Source organism: Bradyrhizobium sp. WCU1, assembly GCF_053474805.1.
The window spans coordinates 7,223,965-7,241,986 of record NZ_CM130280.1; the positions used below are offsets into that span (position 1 = coordinate 7,223,965).

At 64.8% G+C, this 18,022-nt stretch carries 20 protein-coding genes; 15 read left to right on the top strand and 5 right to left on the bottom strand.

All coding sequences use genetic code 11. The annotated features are described in order from the left end of the window. Positions 1-4: 4 nt before the first annotated feature. Together ACTUWL_RS33855 and ACTUWL_RS33860 are read left to right on the top strand one after the other, a co-directional pair. Entirely contained in the window at positions 5-1,192 is a 1,188-nt protein-coding gene (locus ACTUWL_RS33855; protein WP_021082223.1) for an acyl-CoA dehydrogenase family protein, read from the top strand. Positions 1,193-1,216: 24 nt separating this feature from the next. Continuing rightward, the gene (locus ACTUWL_RS33860; RefSeq protein ID WP_021082224.1) at positions 1,217-1,618 is read left to right on the top strand and encodes a VOC family protein; all 402 of its coding nucleotides are present in this window, start codon (positions 1,217-1,219) and stop codon (positions 1,616-1,618) included. A 238-nt stretch (positions 1,619-1,856) separates the two neighbouring features. Here the strand turns inward: ACTUWL_RS33860 and ACTUWL_RS33865 are convergent, their stop codons facing one another. After that, positions 1,857-2,606 (bottom strand): Spy/CpxP family protein refolding chaperone, encoded by a 750-nt coding sequence (locus tag ACTUWL_RS33865; RefSeq protein WP_021082225.1) that lies wholly within the window; start codon positions 2,604-2,606, stop codon positions 1,857-1,859. Between the two features lie 440 nt (positions 2,607-3,046). On the opposite strand from ACTUWL_RS33865, the gene ACTUWL_RS33870 reads away from it, so the two are divergent. From ACTUWL_RS33870 to ACTUWL_RS33900, 7 genes are all read left to right on the top strand, one after another. Beyond that, positions 3,047-4,387, top strand: a complete 1,341-nt coding sequence (locus tag ACTUWL_RS33870) for an ABC transporter substrate-binding protein (RefSeq protein WP_021082226.1) — start codon at positions 3,047-3,049, stop codon at positions 4,385-4,387. A 115-nt stretch (positions 4,388-4,502) separates the two neighbouring features. After that, complete coding sequence (locus ACTUWL_RS33875; RefSeq protein ID WP_021082227.1) at positions 4,503-5,441, top strand: carbohydrate ABC transporter permease; 939 nt, start codon at positions 4,503-4,505, stop codon at positions 5,439-5,441. Next, positions 5,441-6,352 carry a carbohydrate ABC transporter permease gene (locus ACTUWL_RS33880; RefSeq protein ID WP_021082228.1) on the top strand — a complete coding sequence of 304 codons (912 nt, stop codon included), beginning with the start codon at positions 5,441-5,443 and terminating at the stop codon, positions 6,350-6,352. Before ACTUWL_RS33875 ends, ACTUWL_RS33880 begins: the two co-directional genes overlap by 1 nt. 21 nt (positions 6,353-6,373) lie before the next feature. Further along, entirely contained in the window at positions 6,374-7,474 is a 1,101-nt protein-coding gene (locus tag ACTUWL_RS33885) for an ABC transporter ATP-binding protein (RefSeq protein ID WP_106939911.1), read from the top strand. A gap of 29 nt (positions 7,475-7,503) precedes the next feature. Continuing rightward, positions 7,504-8,493, top strand: coding sequence for a hydroxyacid dehydrogenase (locus ACTUWL_RS33890; RefSeq protein WP_021081520.1), 990 nt, complete (start codon positions 7,504-7,506; stop codon positions 8,491-8,493). 52 nt (positions 8,494-8,545) lie between these two features. After that, a complete protein-coding gene (locus ACTUWL_RS33895) occupies positions 8,546-9,985 on the top strand; it encodes an amidase (protein ID WP_291738641.1) in 1,440 nt (479 codons plus the stop codon). Between the two features lie 102 nt (positions 9,986-10,087). Continuing rightward, complete coding sequence (locus ACTUWL_RS33900) at positions 10,088-10,741, top strand: hypothetical protein (RefSeq protein WP_021081522.1); 654 nt, start codon at positions 10,088-10,090, stop codon at positions 10,739-10,741. Here the strand turns inward: ACTUWL_RS33900 and ACTUWL_RS33905 are convergent. Then, on the bottom strand, positions 10,738-11,262 hold the full coding sequence (locus tag ACTUWL_RS33905) for a DUF1993 domain-containing protein (RefSeq protein WP_035653048.1): 525 nt from the start codon (positions 11,260-11,262) through the stop codon (positions 10,738-10,740). The genes ACTUWL_RS33900 and ACTUWL_RS33905 overlap by 4 nt on opposite strands. A gap of 85 nt (positions 11,263-11,347) precedes the next feature. Here ACTUWL_RS33905 and ACTUWL_RS33910 point away from each other — a divergent pair, with 85 nt between their 5' ends. Further along, entirely contained in the window at positions 11,348-12,121 is a 774-nt protein-coding gene (locus ACTUWL_RS33910) for a transporter substrate-binding domain-containing protein (protein ID WP_021081524.1), read from the top strand. A 183-nt stretch (positions 12,122-12,304) separates the two neighbouring features. Continuing rightward, a complete protein-coding gene (locus ACTUWL_RS33915) occupies positions 12,305-13,096 on the top strand; it encodes a DUF2147 domain-containing protein (RefSeq protein ID WP_021081525.1) in 792 nt (263 codons plus the stop codon). A 69-nt stretch (positions 13,097-13,165) separates the two neighbouring features. On the opposite strand, the gene ACTUWL_RS33920 is transcribed toward ACTUWL_RS33915, so the two are convergent. Together ACTUWL_RS33920 and ACTUWL_RS33925 are read right to left on the bottom strand one after the other, a co-directional pair. After that, a complete protein-coding gene (locus tag ACTUWL_RS33920) occupies positions 13,166-13,570 on the bottom strand; it encodes a (R)-mandelonitrile lyase (RefSeq protein WP_021081526.1) in 405 nt (134 codons plus the stop codon). A gap of 23 nt (positions 13,571-13,593) precedes the next feature. Beyond that, a complete protein-coding gene (locus ACTUWL_RS33925; protein ID WP_021081527.1) occupies positions 13,594-14,292 on the bottom strand; it encodes a ribonuclease activity regulator RraA in 699 nt (232 codons plus the stop codon). 214 nt (positions 14,293-14,506) lie between these two features. Between ACTUWL_RS33925 and pxpB the strand changes: the two genes are divergently transcribed. From pxpB to ACTUWL_RS33945, 4 genes are all read left to right on the top strand, one after another. Continuing rightward, a complete protein-coding gene (gene pxpB, locus ACTUWL_RS33930; RefSeq protein ID WP_035653061.1) occupies positions 14,507-15,238 on the top strand; it encodes a 5-oxoprolinase subunit PxpB in 732 nt (243 codons plus the stop codon). Continuing rightward, on the top strand, positions 15,235-16,269 hold the full coding sequence (locus ACTUWL_RS33935) for a 5-oxoprolinase subunit C family protein (RefSeq protein ID WP_021081529.1): 1,035 nt from the start codon (positions 15,235-15,237) through the stop codon (positions 16,267-16,269). Before pxpB ends, ACTUWL_RS33935 begins: the two co-directional genes overlap by 4 nt. 27 nt (positions 16,270-16,296) lie before the next feature. Continuing rightward, positions 16,297-17,070, top strand: coding sequence for a LamB/YcsF family protein (locus ACTUWL_RS33940; protein ID WP_021081530.1), 774 nt, complete (start codon positions 16,297-16,299; stop codon positions 17,068-17,070). A 147-nt stretch (positions 17,071-17,217) separates the two neighbouring features. Further along, positions 17,218-17,622, top strand: coding sequence for a hypothetical protein (locus tag ACTUWL_RS33945; protein ID WP_021081531.1), 405 nt, complete (start codon positions 17,218-17,220; stop codon positions 17,620-17,622). Positions 17,623-17,696: 74 nt separating this feature from the next. Here the strand turns inward: ACTUWL_RS33945 and ACTUWL_RS33950 are convergent, their stop codons facing one another. After that, the gene (locus tag ACTUWL_RS33950) at positions 17,697-17,849 is read right to left on the bottom strand and encodes a hypothetical protein (protein ID WP_021081532.1); all 153 of its coding nucleotides are present in this window, start codon (positions 17,847-17,849) and stop codon (positions 17,697-17,699) included. Positions 17,850-18,022: the final 173 nt, after the last annotated feature.

Here is an 18,022-nt window from a genome sequence, read left to right on the forward strand (position 1 = left end):
GGACATGAATACGACTTCTGCGGATCTTGCCGGCGACCGTGACGTGATCGCCCGCGCCGAGGCGGTCCGGGACGTGGTTGCGGCCGCCTCCGACGAAATTGAGACAACCCGCCGGCTGCCGCCCGATTTGCTCGACCGGCTGCATGAGGCGCGGCTGTTCCGCCTGCTGTTGCCGCGTTCGACCAACGGGATCGAGACCGATCCCGTCACCTTCTTCCATGTCATCGAGACCATCGCCAAGGCTGATGCCTCAACGGCGTGGTGCCTGAGCCAGGCCGGCGGCTGCGCGATGTCGGCCGCCTATCTCGACCTGCCGGTCGCGCAGGAGATGTTTGCCGACCCGCGCGCCGTGCTGGCCTGGGGCCCCGGCCCGAAGGTCAAGGCGATCGAATGCGCGGGTGGCTACCGCGTCAGCGGGGTCTGGTCATTCGCGTCTGGCGGGCGGCACGCCACCTGGCTCGGCGCCCACTGCCCGATCTACGCCGCGGACGGCTCGCCGCGCCGCGACGCCAACGGCGAGCAGCTCGAGCGCACCATGCTGGTGCGGACCGAGGACGTCGAATGGACCGACATCTGGAACACGGTCGGGCTGCGCGGCACCGCCAGCGACCAGTTCGCGCTCAACGACTTCTTCGTCCGCTCGGACCATTCGATCACCCGCGAATTCGACCGCGAGTGCCGCGAGAACGGGCCGCTGTACCGGATGAGCAACCACACCTGCTACCAGGTCGGTTTCGCCGGGGTCGCCTGCGGCATCGCCCGCAGCGCACTGGACAATTTCGTCGACGTCGCCCGCAACAAGGTGCCGCGCGGCATGAAGACGACCTTGCGCGACAATGCCGTGGTGCAATCCGGCCTCGCCCAGGCCGAGGTCAGTCTGCGCGCCGCCCGCGCCTTCCTGCTGCAGTCGATGGCGGACATCTGGAAAGACCTGGTTGCCGGCCACAGCATCACGGTCGCGCAGCGCATGACGATCCGGATGGCGGCAACGCACGCCATCCACAAGGCGCGGGAAGCCGTCGACTTCGCCTACAGCACGGCCGGCGCCACCGCGATCTTCGACGGCCATCCGCTGGAACGCCGCTTCCGCGACATCCACACCGTGACCCAGCAGCTGCAGGGACGCTTGAGCCATTTCGAGACCGTCGGCGCCTGGATGCTCGGCGTCGATGCCGACCTCAGCTTCGTCTGATCTGAATTCTCAGGGAGAAGAACCATGCCATTGGGCGGACTGCAGCATTTCACCATCGAGCCGCAGGATCTGGAGAAGACCAAGGCGTTCTATTGCGACGTGCTCGGGCTCGAGAATGGCGATCGGCCGCCGCTCGATTTCCCCGGCTACTGGCTCTATTCCGGCGGCCAGGCCGCCGTCCATTTAATGGGCACCCGCAAGCCACGCGACGGCATCGTCGTGCGTGGGACGGAGAAGAAATATGAGGACACCGGTCGTCTCGACCATATCGCCTTTGCCGCGACCGACGTCGATGCCGTACGCAAGCGCCTCCAGGCGAACAACATCAGCTTCCGCGAGCAGATCGTGCCGCGCACCGGCGACACCCAGATATTCCTCTACGATCCCGACGGCGTCGGCGTGGAGCTGAACTTCCCCAAGAGCTGAAGCGGATTTCCCTGCTCAACAAATCGCCGACGCAAAGCGCCGGCCAATATTTCCCATTGCGAAAGCGGTTCCCGACAAGGCCCTGACTCGGCCATCACTCGGGCGTGATCCGGTCGGTTTTTCTTCAACATTGAATGACGAATTAACCGGGCCGCGCCGCTGCGGCAGAATAGCCGGGTGCTGCGCCTTTAACCTACCCCAGGGCATGGTGGCCCGGCTATTCGTCCCCACTTCGCGCTTAGTCGAGCCCGCGCTCGTGGCTGAGGCGAACCATTTCGTTGATGAAGATTTGCTTCTGCTTGTCGTCGAGGCTCGCAAACAGCGGCTCGGCGGCGTCCGCCACGCCGCGCTGATCGACCGCGCGATCGTTGAGGAACTGGGCCTCGTTGCGCATCTGCTCGATGATGTCGTCAGGCGGATCTCGCTGCGCGCGTGCAATGCGCAGGTTGAGCCGGTCCGCGCCATTGTGGCCGAGATAGTGCATCGCGCTGTTGAAGCCGGCCCAGTTCTTCTCCTGCTCCGGCGTCAGGTTGAGCTCCTTCTTGATCCGCTCGATGTTGGCGTCGCTGTTGGCGACGATCTGTTCGGCCGTGAGCTGCGGTGCGCCGGCCTGGGTCAGCACCGTCGGCGCTTGTTTGGCGCCCTTGTCCTTGGCGGCGGCCTTGGCCGATTTGGCGGCCTTAGCGCCCTGCTTGTCACCGGACGCCGGCGCCTGTGCGTTCTTGCTGTTGCCGGCATTGGGGTTGCCGTTGTTGCCGGTCAACACCCCGGTCACGCCGGTCACGACCCCGACCACGCCGCCGATGGCTCCGCCGAGAACCCCGCCGACCGGTCCGGCAGCCTTGTTGCCTTCGCGCGCGCCCTGCTCGACCCCCTGCACGATCTGCGCATCGACCATATGAGGCACTGCAAGCAGCGTGACGGTGGTGGCCGCAACCGCGGCGCACAATCTCCATCGTGCTCGCAGCTTCGCTACCGGGATGAGCATGATCGGGTCTCCGTGATCGATGGTGGATTGCAGGGTTGATGCGGCGGGCAGGCTCGACGAATCCGAATTTTATCGTCTCCCCCTTCGGCAAGTCTATCGGCTGCACCGGGCATCAACATGACGGAACAGGGTTCGGTCAGGCAGACTTGAGAGCTGCGGCTCAACCGCGCACCCGTCGGCGCGTGCGTTCAGCAGGTCTCGCGTGCGCCGCAGCAAGATCTCAACAGGTGCTGTAATCCGCGGTGACGCCGGCACTGCCTGCGATTTGACCACAACGTTAGTACTACGCGACAAGGGCATCTCGTTTCTCGACAGCCGCCGGCAATTCTGTTCTGATCAGTGTGAACGAAATCCCGCGACGTCGCGCGAACGCGACGCACAAAAACGACAACGGGATTCGAAAAGTCTTTTGTCCGGTGGCTCGCCAGGGAGGGAACGCCATGTCACGGAAGACGCTTTCACGCCGAGAATTCGTTGCAGCGACAGCGCTGTCATCGGCGGCGCTCATCACAGCCCCCTACGTGCGTGGCGCCTACGCAGCCGGAAAGCTCTCGATGGGCTTCTGGGATCACTGGGTGCCGGGCGCGAACAGTGCGTCCACCGATCTGGTCAATGAATGGGCCGCCAAGGAAAAGGTCGAGGTCCAGATCGACTACATCACCAGCCAGGGCAACAAGAACATCGTCACCATCGCTGCCGAGGCGCAGGCGAAATCGGGTCACGATATCTTCCAGATGCCGACGTGGTGGCCGCAGGCCAATGCCGAGCTGCTCGAGCCGGTCAACGACATCATGGACCCGCTCGTCAAGCTGAATGGCGAGGTCAATGGCACGGTGAAGTATCTCGGCCAGGCCGACGGCAAATGGCTTGGCGTTCCCGCCAGCGTCGGCAGCCAGATCAAGGGCCCCTGCTCGCGCATCGACCTGATGAAGAAGCACGCCGGCATCGATGTGCAGGAAATGTATCCGGCCGGGAGCCCGCCGAAGGCGGATAACTGGACCCTCGATACGTTCCTCAAAGCGGCCGAAGCCTGCCACAAGGCCGGCTTCCCGTTCGGTATCGGCCTCGGCGAGACCAGCGACAGTGTCGACACCGCCGGTGCGATCTTCCAGTCGTTCGGTGCGCAGCTGGTCGACGCCAAGGGCAATTTGACCGTCAAGACCGACGCGGTGCGCCAGTCGCTCGAATTCTACAAGAAGCTGCTCGCCTTCCTGCCGCCAGACGTCGCCGCATGGGACGATGCCTCCAACAACAAATGGCTGGTCGCGGGCAAAGGCGCGATGATCATGAACCCGCCGAGCGCGTGGGCGGTTGCCAAGCGCGACGCGCCGCAAGTCGCGGAGCAATGCTGGACGCACGGGTTCCCGGCCGGCCCGAAGGGACGTTTTGCGCCCTATCTGCCGTTCTTCTGGTCGATCTGGTCGTTCTCAAAGAACAAGGAGGCGGCCAAGAGCCTGCTTTCCTTCCTGTCGCAACCTGCGTCGATCGAGAAGATGGTGGTCGCGAGCGGCGGCTACGACCTGCCGGCCTACGAGAAGCTCACGACATTGAAGGTCTGGGAAGAGCAAGGCCCGCCCAAGGGCACGCTCTATCACTACCCGAACCCCTACAAGCACCAGACGCTGTCGATTGCGGCCTCGCCTGCACCGCCCAAGGTCGCGCAGCAGATCTACTTCCAGGCCACCCTGACCAAGATGTGCCTGCGGTACTACCAGGGTGAAGCCATGGAGAAGACGCTAGCCTGGGCCGAGGGCGAGTGCGAAGGCTTCATGCGAAGCTGACGGCAATCGAGCCCCGCGCGGCCGCAGATAGTGCCGGTCGCGCGAGGTCTCGTTTTCGTACCCCGACCGCCGAACCGGCGAGCTGTGCAACCAACCCGCGCGAGGGACCTCCGTTATGGTCGATGTCGCATTCCAGTCCAACCGCACAGCTGCAGCCCAGTCGGGGCGTAGACGGGTCGGCCTGCGCAACGCGCTGCGGCGCAAGTCGATGTCCGCGTTCCTGATGACGCTGCCGTTGATCCTGCTGATCGCCGTGCTGGTGATCTATCCGGCGATCTATTCGCTGCATCTGGCGACGCTGAACAAGGCGATGACGAAGTTCGTCGGCTTCGGCAATTTCGAGTTCCTGTTCAAGCGCGACACTTTCTGGCTGGTGGTCAAGCAATCCTGCATTTTCGCGATCTCCGCGGTGATCTTCAAAGCGCTGATCGGCTTCATCGTCGCGCATTTTGTGCACAACGTGCCCGCCAACAAGCAGCGCAAATGGCGCGGCATGCTGCTGGTGCCGTGGGTGATCCCGCCGGCGATGAGTACGCTGGCCTGGCTGTGGCTGTTCGACCCGTCCTACAGCGCGTTCAACTATACGCTCTCCATCTTCGGCATCGGGCCGATCCCGTGGACCGGCGACGCAATGTGGGCGCGGTTCTCGGTGATCCTGGTCAATGTCTGGTACGGCGCGCCGTTCTTCATGATCATGTATCTGGCGGCGCTGAAATCGGTACCCGAGCAGCTCTATGAGGCGGCGGCAATCGACGGCGCCAATTGGTGGCAGCGCATCTGGTACGTGACCCTGCCGATGATGCGCAACATCATCGCGATCACGACGCTCTTCTCGCTGATCGTGACCTTCGCCAATTTCGACATCGTCCGCATCCTGACCGCGGGCGGCCCGCTCGACCACACCCACATCTTCGCAACCTGGGCGTTCCGCGTCGGCATCGAGGGCAGCGACATTCCGCTCGGCGCCAGCGTCTCGCTGTTCATGGTGCCGATCCTCGCTGTCGCGGCGATCTTCATCCTGCGCGACATCACCAAACGCGGCAACGAATCCTGATGAGCACCGTGACGATCGACAAGGCGGGACCGACGCGCAAGGTGAAATACGGCAGCATGAGCCGTGACCGGACCTGGGCGCTGCGCTGGTCCTATTTCTTCCTGACGCTGTTTGCGATCTTCTCGCTGACACCGCCATTCTACATGCTGATCACGTCGCTGAAGGGTAGCGCGGAGATTTCAGCGGCGACCAATCCGTGGTGGGTGCATCAACCCACACTCGAAAACTACGTCCAGCTGCTGACCTCGAACCAGTTCCTGCGCTTCTTCTGGAATTCGGCCTGGGTCTCGATCATCGTCGTCACCATCACGATGCTGATCAGCGTGCCGGCCGCCTTTGCGCTGGCGCGGATGAAATTCTGGGGCTCGGCGACGCTCGCGACCGGCGTGTTCCTCACCTATCTCATCCCGGACAGCCTGCTGTTCATCCCGCTGTTCAAGATGTTCGCCGTGTTCGGCGACTGGACTGGCATCCAGCTCGTCAATCGCTGGTACGTGCTGCTGTTCATCTATCCGACGCTGACGGTGCCGTTCTGCACCTGGATCATGATCGGCTATTTCGCCTCGATCCCGAAGGAGCTCGACGAAGCCGCGATCATCGATGGCGCGAGCTGGTTCCAGACGCTGACCCGGATCTTCATCCCGGTCGCCCTGCCAGGCCTGATCGCGGCCACGATCTTTGCCTTCACGGTTTCCTGGGCCCAGTTCCTCTATCCGCTGGTGTTCACGACCTCGACGGATCAGCTCGTACTGCCGGTCGGCATCATCACCACCTTGATCAAAGGCGACGTCTTCAACTGGGGACAGATCATGACCGGCGCCCTGCTCGGCGCCGCGCCGCCGCTGATCATCTACGCTTTCCTGATGGACTACTACATTGCCGGCCTGACCGCCGGTGCGACGAAGGGTTGAACGCGACAAGGGTAGGAATTCATGGCCGACGTCAGTTTGCGCAAGGTGGTGAAGCGTTACGACGAGGTCGAGGCGGTGCGCGGCATCGACCTCGATATCGCCGACCATGAGTTCGTGGTGCTGGTGGGCCCAAGCGGCTGCGGCAAGTCGACGACCTTGCGGATGATCGCCGGCCTCGAGGACATTTCCGACGGCGACATCATGATCGGCGGCGATGTCGTCAACGACGTGCCGCCGAAGGACCGCGACATCGCGATGGTGTTCCAGAATTACGCACTCTATCCGCATATGACCGTTGCCGAGAACATGTCGTTCGGGCTGCGGCTGAAGCACTACCCCAAGGCGGAGATCAAGAGCCGGGTCACCGAGGCCGCCCGGATGCTCGACATCACCGACCTGATCGACCGCAAGCCCAAGCAGCTCTCCGGCGGCCAGCGCCAGCGCGTCGCGATGGGACGTGCGATCGTGCGCAATCCGAAGGTGTTCCTGTTCGACGAGCCGCTGTCCAACCTCGACGCCAAGCTGCGCGTGCAGATGCGGATCGAGATCAAGAAGGTGCATCAGAAGGTCCGCACCACGACCGTCTACGTCACCCACGATCAGGTCGAGGCGATGACGCTGGCCGACCGCGTGGTGGTGATGAACCACGGCAGGATCGAGCAGATAGGCACGCCTAATGAGCTCTATCACAAGCCGGCGACGCGGTTCGTCGCAAGCTTCATCGGCTCGCCCGCGATGAACTTCGTGCCGTGCCGGCTCGAGGACGTCGGCGGCAAGCTCAACGTCCGGCTGACCGATCGCCTCGCCTTCGCGCTGCCGCCGGCGCGCGCCGCGCGCTACCAGGCCCTCTCGCGCACCGACAGGCTGCTGCTCGGCATCCGGCCCGAGCACATCATGGAGGCGCGGCCGCATGCCGAGCCCGGCGTCGAGCCGTTCGACGCAGTACTCGACGTCACCGAGCCGATGGGGATGGAGACCCTGGTCTATTTCACGCTCGAAGGCGGCCAGATCTGCGGCCGGGTCAGTCCCAATGCCGGCGCGCAGGATGGCAGCCCGCTCCGATTGGCTGTGGACCTCAACAATATGCATTTGCTAAACGAGGTGACCGGCGCCGTCCTTTGACGGCTTACAAGAAACCTCAAGGGCAGGAAATGGCCACCAACAAGAAGAAGATTTTCATCACCCAGACTCTGTCACCGGGGGCACGGGCGCTCCTCAACGAGCGGGACGACGTCGAACTCATCGAATTTCCCAACCTGATCTCGGCCAAGGACTTCCAGGCGATGCTGGAGCAGCACGCGCCGGTCCATGGTGTGGCGCTCGGCGCCACCCGCTTCGGCGAGGCGGAGCTCGAGGCCTCCAAGGGCATGCTGGTGGTGACCCGGATCGGCGTTGGTTACGACGCGGTCGACGTGCCGGCGCTGTCCCGCCGCAAGGTGCCGCTGATGGTCGCAGGCACCGCGAACTCGCCGTCGGTCGCGGAGCATGCCTTGTTCATGATGCTGACGCTGGCCAAGCGCGCGCAGGAAATGCACTCGATGGTCAAGGACGGCACCTGGGCGAGCCGGCTCGGCGTGCTGCCCTTCGATCTCTACGGCAAGACCGTTTTGATCGTGGGCTTCGGCCGGATCGGCACCCGCACCGCCAAGCGTTGCCTCGCGATGGAAATGAACGTGCTGGTCTATGATCCCTACAAGCCCGCCAGCGAGATCACCGCGGCCGGCTGCGAGGCCGTGCCGAGCTTGGAGGCGGCGCTGCCGCGAGCGGATTTCGTCACCATCCACTGCCCGAAGTCGCCCGAGACCGTCGGCCTGTTCAACGCCGCGCGGATCAGGCTGATGAAGCCGACCGCCTACCTCATCAACACCGCCCGCGGCGGCATCGTCGACGAGAATGCGCTGCACGACGCGCTGGTGTCGGGCAAGCTCGCCGGCGCCGGTCTCGATGTGTTCGAGGTCGAGCCGCCGCCGGTTGGCCAGCCCCTGCACGCCTTGCCCAACGTGATCATGGCACCGCATGTGGCCGGCGTGACCGTCGAGGCCGTCGATCGCATGAGCGAGCAGACCGCGCGCAATATCCTGAGCGTGCTGGACGGCAATCCGCTGCGCCAGAATGTAATCAACCAGGACGTCCTCGGCTGACCTTTCAGCTTTCTCGTTGGCGCCGCGGCCGATCGGCAGGATCGGCCCGGCGATGCGGAGTACCCAAATGGCCTTCAAGGAATTCGGCAACTACGATGCGGTCGGTCTCGCCGAGCTGGTCCGCAAGAAAGAGGTGACGGCGAAGGAGCTGCTCGACGAGGCGGTCGCGCGCACCACCGCCGTCGACCCAAAGATCAACGCGGTCGTCGTCAAGCATTACGACTACGCCGAGCGCCAGATCGCCAAGGGCTTGCCCGACGGCCCGTTCACCGGCGTTCCGTTCCTGCTGAAAGACCTCGATCTGCTCGAGGGCACCCGCACCACGTCGGGCGCCAGCCTGCTGAAGGACTTCGTCGCAGACCACAACGGGACGCTGACCCAGCGCTTCCTCAATGCGGGACTTGCGATCTTCGGCAAGAGCGCGAGCCCGGAATTCGGCCTGATGCCGACGACGGAATCGCGTCTGTTCGGCCCGACCCGCAATCCCTGGAATCTCCAGCATTCCTCCGGCGGCTCGTCCGGCGGCGCCGGCGCTGCGGTCGCCGCGCGCATCCTGCCCGTCGCGCATGCCAGCGACGGCGGCGGCTCGATCCGGATTCCCGCCTCCGCCTGCGGCGTGTTCGGCATGAAGCCGACGCGCGCCCGCAACCCCTGCGGTCCCGATCGCGGCGAAGGCTGGGGCGGTTTCTCGGTCGGCCATGTGCTCAGCATCAGCGTCCGCGACAGCGCCGTGATGATGGATGCGATCCATGGCCCGGAGCCGTCGAGCCTCTACGTCGCGCCGCCGCCGGAGCGGCCGTTCTCGCAGGAAGTCGGCCGCGACCCCGGCCAGCTGCGCATCAGCTTCACCGACAAGTCGCCCTATGGCGATGCCATCGACCCGGAGATATCAGCGGCGGTGCGCGACACCGCCAAGCTGCTGGCCGGCCTTGGCCATCATGTCGAGGAGCGCGCGCCGCCGCTTGCAGCCGATCCCGCCGCGCTCATGACCACGATCGTCGGCGGCAACACGGCCCTGACCATTCGCCTGCTCGAGCAGCGGGTCGGGCGCACGCTGACATCTGACGACGTCGAGCGGCTGACGCTCGCCAGCGGCCAGAACTCGGTGAAGATGACGCCGGCCGACTATGTCGCGGCGCAGCTTGCGGCGTTCCAGGTCTCGCGCGGGCTCGCGACCTTCTTCGAGGGCTGCGACGTCTTCCTGAGCCCGACCCTGTGCGCGCCGCCGCTTCGTCTCGGCGAGTTGAACACGATGTCCGAGGATCTGAGCCACATCGCGCCGGTGCTGCGCCGCTACATGCCGGGCACCTCGATGTTCAACATGTCCGGGCAGCCGGCGATGTCGGTGCCGCTGGCCTGGAACAAGGCCGGCCTGCCGCTCGGCATGATGTTTGCGGCCAAGCTCGGCGAGGAAGGACTGCTGTTCCGCCTGGCCGCCCAGCTTGAACAGGTTCGTCCCTGGAAGGACAAGCGACCGCCGGTCTGCGCCTAGCTCCATCAAGCGAAGCGCCTAGCTGACAAAGGATAGTCAGATCAGGTAGATAGAAAGGGCGTCGGCGCGATTCCGCCGGCGTTGTGCCTGGGAGACCGAACCGTGAGCGACCCGACCGACAATGCGCTTGCCGCGATCGCGAGCATTCTCGATCAGACCAAGACACCTCACGAGAAGGCCAAGTCGCCGGACGACACGACCGACGGGGCGGCTGAGCCGACGCCGCCAGTCTCGATCGCAATGCCACCGCCCCTGCCGACGTCGATCGAAGTCGTTACCGTCGAGACCGTATCCATCAAGACCGTGACCATCGAGGCCGCGCCCGCCGAACCGGCGGCTGTCGAGCCGGAGCCGATCGAGGAGCCGGCGCCGACCGAACCGTCACAGCCGGTCGCACAGGCTGAGCCCAGTGAGCCGCCGACGAGTGAGCCCGAGCCGAGCGCGCCGGAGCCGGAGCCGATCCAGCCGCCCCAACCGATCGAGGCCGACGGCTATTCCAAGTCCGGCCCAGGCCCGATGGCTGCGCTGCGCTTCCGCTGGACGGTGCGCCAGGACGGCGCCCAGTACTATGTCGACGAGACCGTCGGCGAAGGAACGGCCCCACTGGTCAATGGCCCGATGGGCCGGGATGCCGCGATCAAATTCGTCGATGATCGCGAAGCCGAAGCGCGGCGGCGCTTCGAGCATTTCAAGCACGAGATCGCCAGCCGCACTGCGGCCGCCCTGCGGATGAGCCGGGACAGCAACGAGGCCTAGCCCTGCGGCGGCCGCGGCGGTCCCAGAAAGTCCTTCTTCGCGAGATCGACGCCGGCGTGACGCAGGATGTCGTAGGCGGTTGCGACATGGAAGAAGAACTGCGGAACGCTGAAGGTCAGGATCAGGGACTTGCCGGTGAATGGCCTGGTTGCGCCGCTCCTGAACGTGAATACGACGTTCATGTCGGTCGCGGCGTCGATCACCTCCCGCGGCAGGCCCTGCACAAAATCGATCGTAGCGGCAATCCGCGCTTTCAGCCCGGCGATGTCGATTGACGCGTCAGGGAAGACCGGCGGCGCACACCCCGCCAGCAAGGCGCAGCTCAGGACGACGTGCCGGTTCGCCTCCCCGACCTGCTGGCGAAGGCTGTACATGTTCGGCGCGAGCCGCATTCCGAGCAACACGTCTGGATCGAGCTTGCGCGCCCTGGCGTGCGCCTCGGCATGATCGAGCAGCGCGGAAAGATTGCGCAGATACGGCACATAAACACCGACGGATGCGTCATGGAGCGAGATGGTCACTTTTGCCCCGCAATACTGGCTCGATCGTCCCATCTGGTCTAAATGCTCCGCAACGACATGTCATCGGAATTGACGGAGAAATCAGATGTTTCGCGCGCTGGCCGGTCTCGCTCTCGTTCTGCTCCTGTCGGCTGCGCATGCACAGCCGGCGCCATCTCGGCTCGATGAGATCGTCGCGCGCGGCACGCTGCGGGTCGGCATGACCGGCGACTATCTGCCCTTCACGGCGCTCGACAAGGAGACCAAGATATTTCGCGGCTTCGACGTCGACATGGCGCAATCGCTCGGCAAGGCGCTCGGCGTCAAGGTTGAGTTCGTGCCGACATCATGGCCGCAAATGATGAAGGATTTCGAGGCCGACAGTTTCGACATCGCGATGGGCGGCATCTCCATCACTTACGACCGGCAGAAGAAGGGCCTGTTCTCGACGCCGATCATGCGCGAGGGCAAGACGCCGATCGCGCGCTGCGCCGACAAGGGCAAGTTCGAGACGCTCGCCGAGATCGACAAGCCCGGCACCCGCGTCATCGTCAATCCCGGCGGTACCAACGAGCGCTTTGCGCGCGCCAATGTGACGGCCGCCGACATCCGCGTCTTCAGCGACAACACCAAAATCTTCGACGAGATCGCCAAGGGCGACGCCGATCTGATGATGACCGACGCCTCCGAGACGCGCTATCAGCAGAAGCTGCACCTCGGTGTGCTCTGCGCCGTGCATCCCGACAAGCCGTTCGACTTCGCCGAGAAAGCCTACTGGATGCAGCGCGACGTCGCCTTGAAGGCGTTCGTCGACCAGTGGCTTCACATCACGCGCGAAGACGGCAGCTACGCGAAGATCTACGCTGCGTGGTTCGAATAACCTGCAGCGTCAGACCCCGGCTCCGAAAAATTGATGCGCACGGCCTGAAACCGAACCGCGATCCAATGCTTTGAACCTAAGCCGCGAGGACACGACTCATGTTCTGACCGTGATCTGGGACACGTTCAACGAGGCAGCCACCAGATAGCCTTGCGAACGGGATTCCCTGCACTGGAGATCGAGATGAAGAAGCTTCTGGCGATCGCCGCGCTCGTGCTGGCGAGCACCGTGACAGCGCAGGCACAATACACATTCGATTACGGCGGCCGCACCATCCGCATCGATCCGGATCGTGGAACGGTTTCGATCCCCGGCGTCTATGACAACACCAGCCGCAGTTCCAAACGCACCAAGCACAGGGACGCCGAGCAGAAGCGCGAGACGACACCGAAAGACGCCAGGACGGATTCTCCCTCTCCGCCCGTCACGCCACCCGCTGCCACTGCATCACCCGCTCCGGCTACGATTGATCAGGCTGCCGCCCCGGCGGCGCCGTCAGCCGCAATGACCGAGCCCGCGAACACGAGCGTCGCACCACCTCCGGCTACGGCAGCGACCGCACCGCCACCACCACAGCCGCCACCGGTCGTGCAGCAAAGCGCGGCGCCGGCGGCGAGTCCGGTCCCAGTGCCAACGGTCGGTGTCGCATCGCCTGCAGCGAACCCGGTGCAGGCAGCCAACTCGCCGCTGGGCGTCTGGTTGACTGAAGAGAAGGAAGGCAAGGTCCGCATCGAGCAATGCGGCGCCAATCTCTGCGGCTACTCGGTCGACAAGAAGTCGAACGCCAACGGCGAACAGGTTCTGATCAACATGAAGCCGGGCAAGGACAAGTGGAGCGGCCGCATCTTCGATCCGAACAGCGGCAGCACCTACGATTCCACCATCGCGCTGAAGAGCCCCGACACGCTGCGCGTACAGGGCTGCGCGTTCGGCGGCATGTTCTGCGGCGGCCAGACCTGGACGCGGGTGAATTGATTGCCTGTCCCGAAAAAGTAGAAGCCCCGCTCACAAGCGGGGCTTCTGCCTTTGGCCGGCAACGACCGGTCAGCCGAGCTTGCCGTTGTATTCCTCGTCGGTGACGTGCTCCATCCAGGTCGAGAACACCCCGTCGAGCGCTTCCTGCATGGCGATGTGGGTCATGCTGTTGTCGGGCGAAGCGCCGTGCCAGTGCTTCTCGTTCGGCGGAATCCAGACCACGTCGCCGGGGCGGATTTCCCGGATCGGCCCGTCCTTGGCCTGCACGCGGCCGATGCCCGAGATCACGTAGAGCGTCTGCCCGAGCGGATGGGTGTGCCAGGCGGTGCGCGCTCCGGGCTCGAACGACACCCGCGAGGCGTTCAGCCGGGCCGGCGCCGGGGCCATGTTGATCGGATCCTGCAGCACGCTGCCGGTGAAATGCTCCTTCGGCGCGCGGCGGGTCGGCCGCGAGCCGGAAACGTGGATATCCATCGGGTTACCTCCCTTTCTTGACGTTATTTCTTGGATGCGGCGTAACGCGCCTTGGTATCGGCATTCATCGGATACAGGCCGGGCAGCTGGGCGCCGTTGTTCACCTCGTTGACGATCCAGGCTTCCATCCGTTCCTGCTCCGGCCCTTCGGCCAGCACGTGATCGAGGAATGCCTGCGGGATCAGCACCGCGCCGTCCTGGTCCGCCACCACCACGTCGTTCGGAAACACGGCAACGCCGCCGCAGCCGATCGGTTCGCCCCAGCCGACGAAGGTCAGCCCTGCGACCGACGGCGGCGCGGCGTAGCCGTCGCACCACACCGGCAGGCCGGTGCCGAGCACGCCCTCGACATCGCGCACCACGCCGTCGGTGATCAGCGCCGTCACCCCGCGCTTGACCATCCGCGCGCAAAGGATGTCGCCGAAGATGCCGGCGTCGGTGATGCCCATGGCATCGACCACCGCGATGCAGCCCGCCGGCATCGCCTCGATTGCGGTGCGGGTCGAGATCGGCGACGACCACGATTCCGGCGTCGCCAGGTCCTCGCGGGCCGGAACGAAGCGCAGCGTGAAGGCCGGTCCGACCAGCCGCTTCAGCCCGGGCTTCAACGGCTTGGTGCCGCGCATCCAAATATTGCGCAGGCCCTTCTTGAGCAGGACCGTGGTGATGGTGGCGGTGGACACGTGCGACAGCGTCGCGATCGCCTCAGTGGACAGTGACATCTCGAGAGCTTGCTCCGATGGGAGGGAAAGACCGGCGCATGTTGCCGGGCAAAGGGCGTGCGTCAAGGGCTGCGCGAAAATGCTGCGATCAGCCAAATTTATCGCCGGCATGCCGATTAATTTATTGAAGTTGCTGCGTCATTTTGCACGAAGCGAATTCCGTTTTGTCACGAAACACGCTAGCTTGATGGCCGACGAAGTCCGCTTGATCCAAATGGCCGAACCCTTAAGTCCTCCCCGCCTTTTGCCGAGTGGCGATGCCGCCATCACGGTGGAATTCAGCCGCACCATCGATGATGCCGCCAACCGGCGGGTGCTCGCGCTCGACCGGGTGATCGCAGCCGAGCCGATCGCCGGCATCACCGAGACCGTGCCGACCTACCGTTCGCTGCTGGTGCATTACGATCCCGTGCAGATCAGCTTCGACGCGCTCGGCGAGCAGCTGCTCGCGCGCGCCGCCAAGGCACCGCCGACCGAGACCGGCACGCGGCGCTGGCGGATTCCCGTCACCTATGGCGGCGAGCACGGCATCGATCTCGAGGATGTCGCCAAGAGCCTCAAGACCACGCCCGACCAGATCGTCGCCCGCCATGTCGCCGGCGACTATCGCGTCGCCATGATCGGCTTTACGCCCGGCTGGTCCTATCTCAGCGGGCTGGAGACATTCCTGCACATGCCCCGGCGCAAGGATCCGCGGCTGCTGACCCCGGCCGGTACCATCTCGATCGGCGGCATCCAGACCGGCGTGCAGTGCCTGGCCGGCCCGAGCGGCTGGCACCTGCTCGGCCGCACCCCGGTGCGAACCTACCAATTGCATCGCGACCCGACGTTCCTGCTGGAGCCAGGCGATGCCATCACCTTTACGGCGATCGACGCCAAGACCTTTGCAGAACAGGACCGCGCCGCCGAGGCCGGCGAGGTCGTCGCGGAACTGGTGACGCCATGAGCAAGCTCGTCGTCACCTCGATCGGCCCGGCAAGCTCGGTGCAGGACGGCGGGCGCCCGGGCTCGCAGCGTTACGGCCTGGTGCCGAGCGGCGCGATGGACCGGCTTTCACTGGCGGCCGCCAACACGCTGGTCGGCAACGACCCGTTCGCCGCCGCGGTCGAAATCGGCCCGTTCGGCGCCGCCTTCACCGCACGCGGCGGCGCGGTGCGCGTCGGGCTCGCCGGGGCATCGCGCAACGCTGACATCGGCGGCCGGCCGGTCGCGTTCGACAGTTCGGCGACGCTCGCCGAGGGCGAGACGCTCAATCTCGGCTTCGCGCGCGGTGGTTCGTTCAGCTATCTCGCGATCGAGCACGGCATCGAAGGCGAGCCGATGTTCGGCAGCCTCGCGGTCAATGCCCGCGCCGGGCTCGGCAGCCCCTACCCGCGCCCGCTGCAGAGCGGCGACGAGCTGACGACAAAAGCCGCCAGCGCCGCCGCCGAGCGCCGCATCGAGTTGCCGGCGGAGACCGATGCGCCGATCCGCGTCGTGTTCGGCCCGCAGGACGACGAGTTCGCCGAGGACAACAAGAAGCTGTTCATCGACAGCGAGTGGAAGATCTCGGCCACCAGCGACCGCATGGGCTACCGTCTCGAGGGTCCCGTCATCAGGCACCTCGACGGCCACAACATCGTCTCCGACGGCACCGTGAACGGCAGCATCCAGGTGCCCGGCAACGGCCAGCCGATCGTGCTGATGCCCGACCGCGGCACCAGCGGTGGCTATCCGAAGATAGCGACCGTGATCACGGCGGATTTCGGTCGCTTCGCGCAGCTCTCGGCCGGCCGGCCGTTCCGCTTCAAAGCGGTGACGATGGCGGAAGCGCAGGCCGAAGCGATCAAGCTCCACGCGCTGCTGCGTTCACTGCCCGACCGCCTCCGCGGCATCGAGGATTTTGGTCTCAACATCGAAGCGCTGCGGGATGCGAATGTCGCGGGCCAGGCGGTCAGCGCTGTGGATGTATCGACCTGGCAAGTCGCGTTACCCTGAATCAACACAACAAACGGATCGATCGTCATGACCAAAACCGTCGACCTCAATTGCGATCTCGGCGAAAGCTTCGGCCCCTGGGAAATGGGCAATGATGCGGCGATGATCGAGCTAGCGACCTCGGTCAACGTCGCCTGCGGCTTCCATGCCGGCGATGCCGACATCATGCGCAAGACGGTCGAGCTCGCGAAGGCGCGCGGCGTCAGCGTCGGCGCCCATCCCGGCTATCGCGACCTGCATGGTTTCGGTCGCCGTCCGATGCCGGGGCTGACGTCCTCGGAGATCGAGAACCTGATCGCCTACCAGATCGGCGCCTTGCAGGCGATCGCGACTGCGGCCGGCCACAAGGTCACCCACGTGAAGGCGCATGGCGCGATTTCCAACGTCGCCTGCGAGGACGACATGACCGCGCGGGCGATCGCCAATGCGATCAAGGCCGTCGATCCGAGCCTCGTGTTCGTGGTGCTGGCAAACTCGAAGCTGGTGCGCGCCGGCGAAGCCGCCAACTTACGGATGGCGCATGAGGTGTTTGCCGATCGCGCCTATGAGGACGACGGCAATCTGGTGTCGCGCAAGAAGCCCGGTGCGGTGCTGCATGATCCCAAGGCGATCGCCGAGCGCGTGGTGCGGATGGTGCAGGATGGTGCGGTCGTCTCGGTCACCGGCAAGGTGATCAAGATGCAGACCGATACCGTATGCATTCACGGCGATACGCGCGGCGCCGTCGAGATCGCGCAGGGCCTGCGCGAAGCGCTGAAGCAGGCCGGCATCACGGTTGCGCCGTTCAAGACCGCGCACTGAACAGCCCACGCAATGACCGAGGGCCGGCCACCGCGCCGGCCCTTTTAGATTCCGTTAAGAGTCTTCTTAAACCCAAACTTGCCGTTTGATTGCTAGGTGCAGATTCCGAGCCTTTGATTGTCCTCTCAGGAAATTGGGTACGAAAGCATGTTCCGCACCAGCCTCTCCCTCGCCATTGCGGCGGTTGCCACCGCCGCCTTCACCAGCGCTGCATCCGCCGGCTGCTACAGCTGCTATACGCCGCCGCCCCAGCCCTGCACGACCTGCTATCAGGTGCAGACGGTGCCGCCGCAGTATCGCACCGTGCAGGAAACCGTGATGGTGGCGCCGGGCCGCGTCGTCGCGCATCGCACCCCTGCGCAGTATCGCACCGTGATGGTGCCGAAGACCGTGATGGTCGCGCCCGAAGGCGTCGCCTATGAGCGGATCGCGCCGCAATACGCCACCCAGGAACGCACCGAGATGGTCTCGCCGGGCTATTCCTACTACGCCCCGGTTCAGCAGACCTGCAACACCTGCGGCGGCTACGGCTACGGCTACGGCCGCTACTGAGCGATCCACACCCAGCCAATACAAAGCCGCCGCCTGATCACATCAGACGGCGGCTTTTGACTGTTCAGAAGGTCTCAGAACGGGTGGACGGACAGCGTGCCGAACACGATCGCCGCGATCACAGCAAAGGCGCTGTACAGCGCCGCGGTGTGAATTCCGGCCCCGGACTTTCTTGAAACTTGCCGCGCGTGAAAGTGCAGGCGGGCTTCCGCCGATAGTTCGCGCATGGTCGATCTCCAACGCCCCATTCTCGGGCATATGGAATATCGTTCGTGGCGCAATTCAAGCGGGTGGCAAAAATAGCGACGCCACACCCGCGAGGAACCCGGTTCCCGGAGGAATCTTCTTCCTCTCGGGCTCGCCCGAGAATGTTATTCGTCGCAATTCGAGGCGTCGGGAA

Coding starts and splice junctions, on each gene's coding strand:
- ACTUWL_RS33855 (WP_021082223.1), top strand. CDS start 5: ATGAATACGACTTCTGCGGATCTTGCCGGCGACCGTGACGTGATCGCC.
- ACTUWL_RS33860 (WP_021082224.1), top strand. CDS start 1,217: ATGCCATTGGGCGGACTGCAGCATTTCACCATCGAGCCGCAGGATCTG.
- ACTUWL_RS33865 (WP_021082225.1), bottom strand. CDS start 2,606: ATGCTCATCCCGGTAGCGAAGCTGCGAGCACGATGGAGATTGTGCGCC.
- ACTUWL_RS33870 (WP_021082226.1), top strand. CDS start 3,047: ATGTCACGGAAGACGCTTTCACGCCGAGAATTCGTTGCAGCGACAGCG.
- ACTUWL_RS33875 (WP_021082227.1), top strand. CDS start 4,503: ATGGTCGATGTCGCATTCCAGTCCAACCGCACAGCTGCAGCCCAGTCG.
- ACTUWL_RS33880 (WP_021082228.1), top strand. CDS start 5,441: ATGAGCACCGTGACGATCGACAAGGCGGGACCGACGCGCAAGGTGAAA.
- ACTUWL_RS33885 (WP_106939911.1), top strand. CDS start 6,374: ATGGCCGACGTCAGTTTGCGCAAGGTGGTGAAGCGTTACGACGAGGTC.
- ACTUWL_RS33890 (WP_021081520.1), top strand. CDS start 7,504: ATGGCCACCAACAAGAAGAAGATTTTCATCACCCAGACTCTGTCACCG.
- ACTUWL_RS33895 (WP_291738641.1), top strand. CDS start 8,546: ATGCGGAGTACCCAAATGGCCTTCAAGGAATTCGGCAACTACGATGCG.
- ACTUWL_RS33910 (WP_021081524.1), top strand. CDS start 11,348: ATGTTTCGCGCGCTGGCCGGTCTCGCTCTCGTTCTGCTCCTGTCGGCT.
- ACTUWL_RS33915 (WP_021081525.1), top strand. CDS start 12,305: ATGAAGAAGCTTCTGGCGATCGCCGCGCTCGTGCTGGCGAGCACCGTG.
- ACTUWL_RS33920 (WP_021081526.1), bottom strand. CDS start 13,570: ATGGATATCCACGTTTCCGGCTCGCGGCCGACCCGCCGCGCGCCGAAG.
- ACTUWL_RS33925 (WP_021081527.1), bottom strand. CDS start 14,292: ATGTCACTGTCCACTGAGGCGATCGCGACGCTGTCGCACGTGTCCACC.
- pxpB (WP_035653061.1), top strand. CDS start 14,507: ATGGCCGAACCCTTAAGTCCTCCCCGCCTTTTGCCGAGTGGCGATGCC.
- ACTUWL_RS33935 (WP_021081529.1), top strand. CDS start 15,235: ATGAGCAAGCTCGTCGTCACCTCGATCGGCCCGGCAAGCTCGGTGCAG.
- ACTUWL_RS33940 (WP_021081530.1), top strand. CDS start 16,297: ATGACCAAAACCGTCGACCTCAATTGCGATCTCGGCGAAAGCTTCGGC.
- ACTUWL_RS33945 (WP_021081531.1), top strand. CDS start 17,218: ATGTTCCGCACCAGCCTCTCCCTCGCCATTGCGGCGGTTGCCACCGCC.
- ACTUWL_RS33950 (WP_021081532.1), bottom strand. CDS start 17,849: ATGCGCGAACTATCGGCGGAAGCCCGCCTGCACTTTCACGCGCGGCAA.